5 protein-coding genes and 1 pseudogene are annotated in these 7,004 nt (G+C 67.3%); all 6 read right to left on the bottom strand.

The genetic code is table 11. The features are described from left to right. Positions 1 to 68: 68 nt before the first annotated feature. Complete coding sequence (locus tag IV088_RS21455; RefSeq protein WP_291106012.1) at positions 69 to 1,406, bottom strand: type III glutamate--ammonia ligase; 1,338 nt, start codon at positions 1,404 to 1,406, stop codon at positions 69 to 71. Continuing rightward, entirely contained in the window at positions 1,403 to 2,701 is a 1,299-nt protein-coding gene (gene gabT / locus IV088_RS21450) for a 4-aminobutyrate--2-oxoglutarate transaminase (RefSeq protein WP_291106010.1), read from the bottom strand. Before gabT ends, IV088_RS21455 begins: the two co-directional genes overlap by 4 nt. 126 nt (positions 2,702 to 2,827) lie before the next feature. After that, entirely contained in the window at positions 2,828 to 4,309 is a 1,482-nt protein-coding gene (locus tag IV088_RS21445; RefSeq protein ID WP_291106008.1) for an aldehyde dehydrogenase, read from the bottom strand. Between the two features lie 125 nt (positions 4,310 to 4,434). Next, positions 4,435 to 5,778, bottom strand: coding sequence for a hypothetical protein (locus tag IV088_RS21440; RefSeq protein WP_291106006.1), 1,344 nt, complete (start codon positions 5,776 to 5,778; stop codon positions 4,435 to 4,437). Positions 5,779 to 5,879: 101 nt separating this feature from the next. After that, positions 5,880 to 6,740 carry an ABC transporter permease gene (locus IV088_RS21435; protein ID WP_291106005.1) on the bottom strand — a complete coding sequence of 287 codons (861 nt, stop codon included), beginning with the start codon at positions 6,738 to 6,740 and terminating at the stop codon, positions 5,880 to 5,882. A 121-nt stretch (positions 6,741 to 6,861) separates the two neighbouring features. Then, a pseudogene (locus IV088_RS21430) lies at positions 6,862 to 7,004 on the bottom strand (putrescine ABC transporter permease PotH); the annotation flags it as partial.

The raw sequence follows: 7,004 nt of genomic DNA, 5'->3' as shown, positions 1-7,004 counted from the left end.
GAAACACCGCCTGATTGGCGGGATCGCGACCGTCCAACTTCTGGGGGTCAGTTCACGCAGGGGGGGGTTCACACGTACTGCGTCAATTCCCAGTCGCTGACCTGCTGCGCATACGCATCCCACTCGGCCTGCTTGAGCGCGAGGAACTGTTCGCAGAACGCCGTGCCGATGTCGTCGCACAGGATCGCGTCGCTGCGCAGCGCGGCCAGGGCTTCAAACAGGTCGCGCGGCAGGCGCGGTGGCATGGGCTGGCCGCTGGCCTGGCGCTGGTAGAGGTCTTCGTCGCAGGCGTCGGGCGCGGGCAGCTCGCGGTCGATGCCGTCCAGCCCCGCGGCCAGCGTGGCCGCGAGCGCGGCGTACACGTTGCACGACGGGTCGGGCAGGCGCCATTCGATGCGGCCGGCCACGGTGCGCACGAGGCAGGTGCGGTTGTTGTCGCCCACCGTCTTCCACACCGGCGACCAGGTCGTGCCCGAGGCGCTGGCACTGCTGGCCAGGCGCTTGTAGCTGTTGACCGTGGGCGCACAGAGCGCGGCCAGCGCGTCGGCGTGGTGGATCAGGCCGGCGGCGAATTGATGCCCGGCTGTGCTCAGCCCCAGCGCACCGGCCGGGTCGGCCATCACCGCCCTGCCCTGCGCGTCCGTGAGGCTGATGTGGAAATGCAGACCACTGCCCGGCGCGCCCGCCAGCGGCTTGGGCATGCAGCTGAAGGTGGCGCCGTGCTGCTGCGCCACCGCGTGCGCGGTGAGTTTGAAGAGCTGGTAACGGTCGGCGGCGGCCAGGGCTTCGTCGTGCCGGTAGTTGATCTCGTACTGGCCCACGGCGTCTTCGTGGTCCATCTGCTGCAGCTCGAAACCCAGCGCCGTCAGGTGGCGGCGCATGTCGTCCAGGAAGCCGAAGTTGCGGTGGATCGCCTTGAGGTCGTAGGACGGTTTGTGAAGCCGGTCTTCACCGTCGGCCACGCCCCATCGGCCCTGCGCATCCTGCTTCATCAGGAAGAACTCGGGCTCGATGCCGACGTGAAAGGTCCAGCCGCGCTGTCGAAGGCGCGCGAGTTGGTGCTTCAGCAATTGACGCGAGCAGGTGTCCAGCGGTTCACCCCCGGCAAAGCCGTCGCACACCGCGTGCGCCACACCCGGCATGAACGGCAGCGGCCGCAGCGACTCGGGCGCCACGCGCCCGAAATACTCGCCACGCGCGCCCATGCGCGGCAGGCCCGTGCCCCAGATGCTGGGGCCGGCGAACCCCGCGCCGGTGGCCACCGCGTCGGGCAGCGCCTCCAGCGGCACCAGCTTGCCCTTTGGCACGCCGTGCAGGTCGGTGAAGGTGGTGAGGATGGAGTGGATGCCCAACGCGCGCAGGGCGCCCATGCGCTCGGTCAGGGGGTGGTCGGCGCCCCCGCTCAAGCCAGCACCTCGGCCATCGCCGCGTCCAGCACCGCCAGCCCTTCGGCGAACACGTCGTCTTCAATGGTCAGCGGGAACAGGTAGCGGATCACGTTGCCGTACACGCCGCAGGTCAGCAGCAGCAGGCCGCGCTTCAGGGCGGCGGTCTGCACCTTTTTCGTGGTGTCGGCGTCGGGTGCCCCGGTCGCGGGGTCGATGAACGCGCAGGCCACCATGGCGCCCAGGCCGCGCACGTCGCCGATGCGCGCATAGCTCGCTTTCGCCTGGTGCAGGTGCGCCACCAGACGCTCGCCCAGCAACTGCGCGCGCTCGGGCAGCTTCTCTTCGGCCATCACATCGAGCACCGCGTGCGACGCGGCGATCGCCAGCGGGTTGCCCGCGTAGGTGCCTCCCAGGCCGCCCGGCGCCGGGCCGTCCATGATCGCGGCCTTGCCGCTCACGGCCGAGAGCGTGGTGCCGCCGGCCATGCTTTTCGCCATGGTCATCAGGTCGGGCGACACGCCGTGGTGCTCCATGGCGAACATCTTGCCGGTGCGCGCGAAGCCAGTCTGCACCTCGTCGGCGATCAGCAAAATGCCGTGCTGGTCGCACAGTGCGCGCAGCCACAACACGGCCTCTTTCTGGATCGGGTGGAAGCCGCCCTCACCCTGCACCGGCTCAAACACGATGGCCGCCACGCGCGAGGGCTCGATGTCGCACTTGAACACGTGGTCCATGGCGCGCTTCGTCTCGTCCAGCGAGACGCCTTCTGCGGGAAACGGCACGTGGTAGATCTCGGGCGGGAAGGGACCGAAGCCGGCCTTGTAGGGCTGGACCTTGCCGGTGAGCGCGACCGAGAACATGCTGCGGCCGTGGAAGGCGCCGCCAAAGGCGATCACGCCGCTGCGCCCGGTGGACGAGCGCGCGATCTTCACCGCGTTCTCGATCGCCTCGGCGCCGGTGGAGAAGAACGCGGTCTTGACCTTGCCCTCGATCGGCACGATGGCGTTGATGCGCTCGGCCAGCGCCACGTACTCGGCGTAGGGCACGACCTGGTAGCAGCTGTGGGTGAAGCGCTGCAGCTGCGCCGCAATCGCCGCCTGCACCTTGGGGTGCACGTGGCCGGTGTTCAGCACCGCGATGCCGCCCGCGAAGTCGATGAAGCGGCGCCCCTCGATGTCCCAGAACTCGGCGTTCTTCGCTCGGTCGATGAAAAAGTCGCCCATCACGCCCACGCCACGCGGCGTGGCGTCGAGCCGGCGCTGGTGCCAGGCGGCGTTGGTGTGGTCGGTCTTGAGGTCGTTCATGGCGTTCATGGAGGTCTCCTAAAAAGCGCACCAAGAGGCGCGAGGTGTCTGATGCCAGGGCACCGCGGAACCGGCTTTGCCGGGCCGCCAGTGCCGTCCCCCTCCGGGGGAAGCCGCGTCAGCGGCGCAGGGGGGTCACACAGGACTGTCAATCCTGATCCAGGTGGTTTTCGTCTCGGTGTACTTGTCGAACGCGTGCAGCGACTTGTCGCGCCCCACGCCGCTCTGCTTGAAGCCGCCGAACGGCACCGTGATGTCGTCTTCGTCGTACTGATTCACGTGCACCGTGCCGGCGCGGAGCGCGCGCGCCACGCCGTGCGCCTTGTTGATGTCGCGCGTCCACACACCCGCCTGCAGGCCGTAGACGCTGTTGTTCGCCTGCTTCACCACGTCGGCCGCGTCGGTGAAGCTCTGCACGGCCAGCACCGGACCGAAGATCTCTTCGCGCGCGATCGCCATCTGTGGCGTCACGCCGTCGAAGATGGTGGGCTGCACATAACAGCCGCCCGCCACCGGCGACGCCAGCGCGCCGCCCGCGATCAGCTGCGCGCCCTCACTCTGGCCCAAACCGATATAGCGCATCACGTTGTCCAGCTGCACCTGGTCGACGATGGCGCCCATCACCGTGCCCTTGTCCAACGGGTTGCCCGGCTGGTAGTTGGGCATCAGCTTCAAAGCCTTCTCCAGGAACGCGTCCTTGATCGAGGCTTCAACGAACAGGCGCGAGGGCGCGTTGCAGCTCTCACCCTGGTTGAAAAAGATGCTGCCCACGGCGGCCTCGACCGCACGGTCCAGGTCCGGACAGTCGGCGAACACGATGTTGGGCGACTTGCCGCCCAGCTCGGTCCACGCGCGTTTCAGGTTGCTCTGCCCGGCCATCACGTGGATCTGCTTGCCCACGCGCGTGCTGCCGGTGAAGGCGATGCAGTCCACGTCCATGTGCAGCGCCAGCGGCGAACCGGCCTCGGTGCCGAAACCCGGCACCACGTTGAACACGCCGGGCGGGATGCCGGCAGCCAGCGCCAGCTCGGCCAGGCGCAGGGCGGTGAGCGGACTTTTTTCCGACGGCTTCAACACCACCGAGTTGCCCGCGGCCAGCGCCGGCGCAATCTTCCACGCGGCCATGATCATGGGGTAGTTCCAGGGCACGATGATGCCCACCACGCCGACCGGCTCGCGTGTGATCAGCGCCAGGGAGTTGCTCGGCGTGGGTGCGATCTCGTCGTACACCTTGTCCACCGCCTCGCCGTACCAGCGGATGCAGTTGGCGGCGCTGTTCACGTCCACGGCGCGCGCGTACTTCACCGGCTTGCCCATGTCCAGCGTCTCGGTCAGCGCCAGCTCGTCGGCGTGCGCCAGCAACTGGTCGGCGAACTTGATCATCACGCGCTTGCGCTGCGCCGGCGCCATGCCGCTCCAGCGCCGGTCCTCGAACGCGGCGCGGCCGGCGGCCACCGCCGCGTCGATGTCGGCCTGACCACCGCGCGCCACCTGCGTGAGCACACGGCCGTCCACCGGGGAAATGCAGTCAAAGGTCTGGCCGTCGCGCGCGGCCACGCGTTCGCCGTTGATGACGGCGCGGCCGTCGAAGGTCAAAGAGGTGGAGGTGTCGGTCATGGGCGGGGTTCACGCAGGGAAAGTGGCACCATGCTACGCCCAAATACACGACAAGAACATGACCACTTTGCGGTCGCAGCATCGTGCCACTGGCCCCGGCGCAGGCGGGACGCGCGGGCCGTCCCTCAGGGCTGAGCCGCCCGCTCCAGGTGCTCCTGGAGCCAGGTCCGCCGCTCATAGTCCCGCTGCACCACCGGCACGCCGAACTCGGCGTGACACCCGTAGGCCAAGGCATCGTTGCGGCCTCTGAAGCTGTAATAGCGCTGACCCGCACTTCGGATGGCGTCACCCAGCCGACCGCATTGGCGCTCCAGCTTTTCGTACGACACGGTGGGTGCCGACGATGGCAACAGTGCCAGCGCGCGCCGGTCGCGGGGGAGCAGGTAACCCTGCCAACCCAGTTGCGCCAACATCAGCGCCGCCGCGATCCAGGCGCCCGCCGGCACCCGCACGGTTTCGGGCCACGGCGCAGCGCTTTGCGCCGCGTGCGAGATCACCAGCAGCGCCAACAGCGGCAACGGCAGCAACATCCGGTACACCGAGAAGAAGGGTGTGCCAGGGTCGAAGTCGGCGATCTTGTTGGTGGCCAACATGACCCCGATGCCCGTCAGCAACCCGAGCGCGACGAGCATGTGACGCCCACTGAAGGGGAAACGCCATTCCCGGGTCGGGCCACGCACCGCCAACGCACCCAGACAGGCGACGAGCATCAGCAGCACCAACGTGCCGAAGGCGATGGCGATCTGCGGGTGGGTGAGGTGTCCCATGAAATGCTCGCTCGAAAAGCGCAGCTTGGGAAATCGGTGCACGATGTACCCGGGGTTGAAGCGGTAAAACAGCCCCACCCCCTTGAACAGCCCCAGCCCCAGCGCCAGCCCCAGGGTCGCGAGCAACGCGCGCCGCCGATCGTCCACCAACAACACCAGCGCCGGCAACATCAGCGCGACGCTCATGTAAGAGCCCAGGCAAAAGCCCACCAACGCGGCCCAGGACAAGGAAGTGACGGATGCTTGCGCCCCAGCCCGCAGCAGCACACGCAGCCCGAGCCAAGCCAGCGCCGTGGCCACGATGAAGCCACGCGGCATGGCCCCGGCCAGCAGAAACTCCAACGGCAGCAGGAAGAACAACAGCGTCACGCAGACCGCCGCCCAAAGCCGGTCTTTGCCCAGCGTCCACGCTGTCCACGCGAAGGGGGCATAGAAGGCCAGCGCCGCGATCAACTTGACGGCAAACACAGGGCTCAGCCCCAGCCAGATCAATGGGATGGCAAGGTAGGACTCAAAAGGAAGGAGGTAGGCTTGGCCGAAGAAGAACGGCTCAAAGAACTCGCCGCGCGCCATCCACGCCGCCTGATCTGCGATCACGAGCTGATCCGAATCCAGGTAAACCACATGAAAGCTCACCTGGTGGACGGTGAAATGCAGCAGAAAAAGGACCATCAGCCAGACGCGGCCGTCACGAAGGTTCATGCAATGGGATGGAAAAGAGGCTGCGGCCCACATCGACCCGCTCGGGTCACGCAGCTTAACGCAGCGCCCCGCCCGGACGGGTGCGCACCACGGAGGGACTGTCAGCTCGCGGCCAGGGCCTTGGTCTCGGCCCGCGTGGCCGCCGCGATCTCGCGTTCGCGCTTGCGCGTCTGGCGCGCCACCCACACGCTGTAGCCCACGATCACGATGGTCACGGTGGTGATCAGCAGCGTGGCCGCAGCGTAGATGGTCGGGTTGATGCCGCGGCGCGCGTAGCCGAAGATCACCTGCGGCAGCGTGGACACGCCCGGGCCGGAGAGGAATTCGGAGATCACCACGTCGTCGAACGAGAGCGTGAACGACAGCAGGAACGCGGCCAGGATGCCCTGGAAGATGTTGGGCAGCGTGATGAGAAAGAACACCTGGAACGGCCGCGCGCCCAGGTCCATCGCGGCCTCCTCGATGCTGCGGTTCATCTCCATCAGGCGGCTCTGGATCACCACCATGCCGTAGGCCATGCCCAGCAGGGTGTGGCCGAAGATGATGGTGAGCATGCCGCGCTCGGGCCAGCCGAAGGCGTTCTGCGCGCCCACCATCAGCAGCAGCAGCGACAGGCCGATCACCACCTCGGGCATCACCAGCGGCGCGTTGACCATGCCCGAAAAGACCGTTCGGCCGAGGAAGCGGCGGTAGCGCACCAGCACGAAGGCCGCGAAGGTGCCGAGGATGGCCGAGAGCACCCCGGTGACCGCCGCCACCTTGATCGACAGCCAGAAGCCCTCGACGATCTTGGTGTCCCGGGTCAGCGCCTCGTACCAGCGCAGCGAGAAGCCGGTGAAGTTCGCGTCTTGCCGTGTGCTGTTGAAGCTGAACACGATCATGAAGAACAGCGGCACGTAGAGGAACAGGTACACCACCGCCAGCCAGAATTTGCCGAAGTGTTTTTCGAGGAGCTGTTTCATTGCCAATCCTTTGCCAAATGCCTGGGAGGTCCGACGGGTGCTTTGCGGGGATGCGGTGGAACCGGCTTCGCCGGGCCACTCGCATCGCCCCCTGGGGGGTGACGCGAAGCGGCGCGGGGGGCTACTTCTCTTCTGCGGTGAAGTGGTAGTAAATGGCCAGGGGCACGATGATCAGCAGGATCATCACCACCGCCAGCGCCGACGCGCGGGGCCAGTTGTTGCTGGTGAACATCTCGTCCCAGACCACGCGGCCGATCATGATGT

The sequence above is a fragment of the Hydrogenophaga sp. genome, assembly GCF_018780075.1.
Lineage (GTDB): Bacteria > Pseudomonadota > Gammaproteobacteria > Burkholderiales > Burkholderiaceae_C > Hydrogenophaga.
This window is presented reverse-complemented; position numbering and strand designations above follow the sequence as displayed.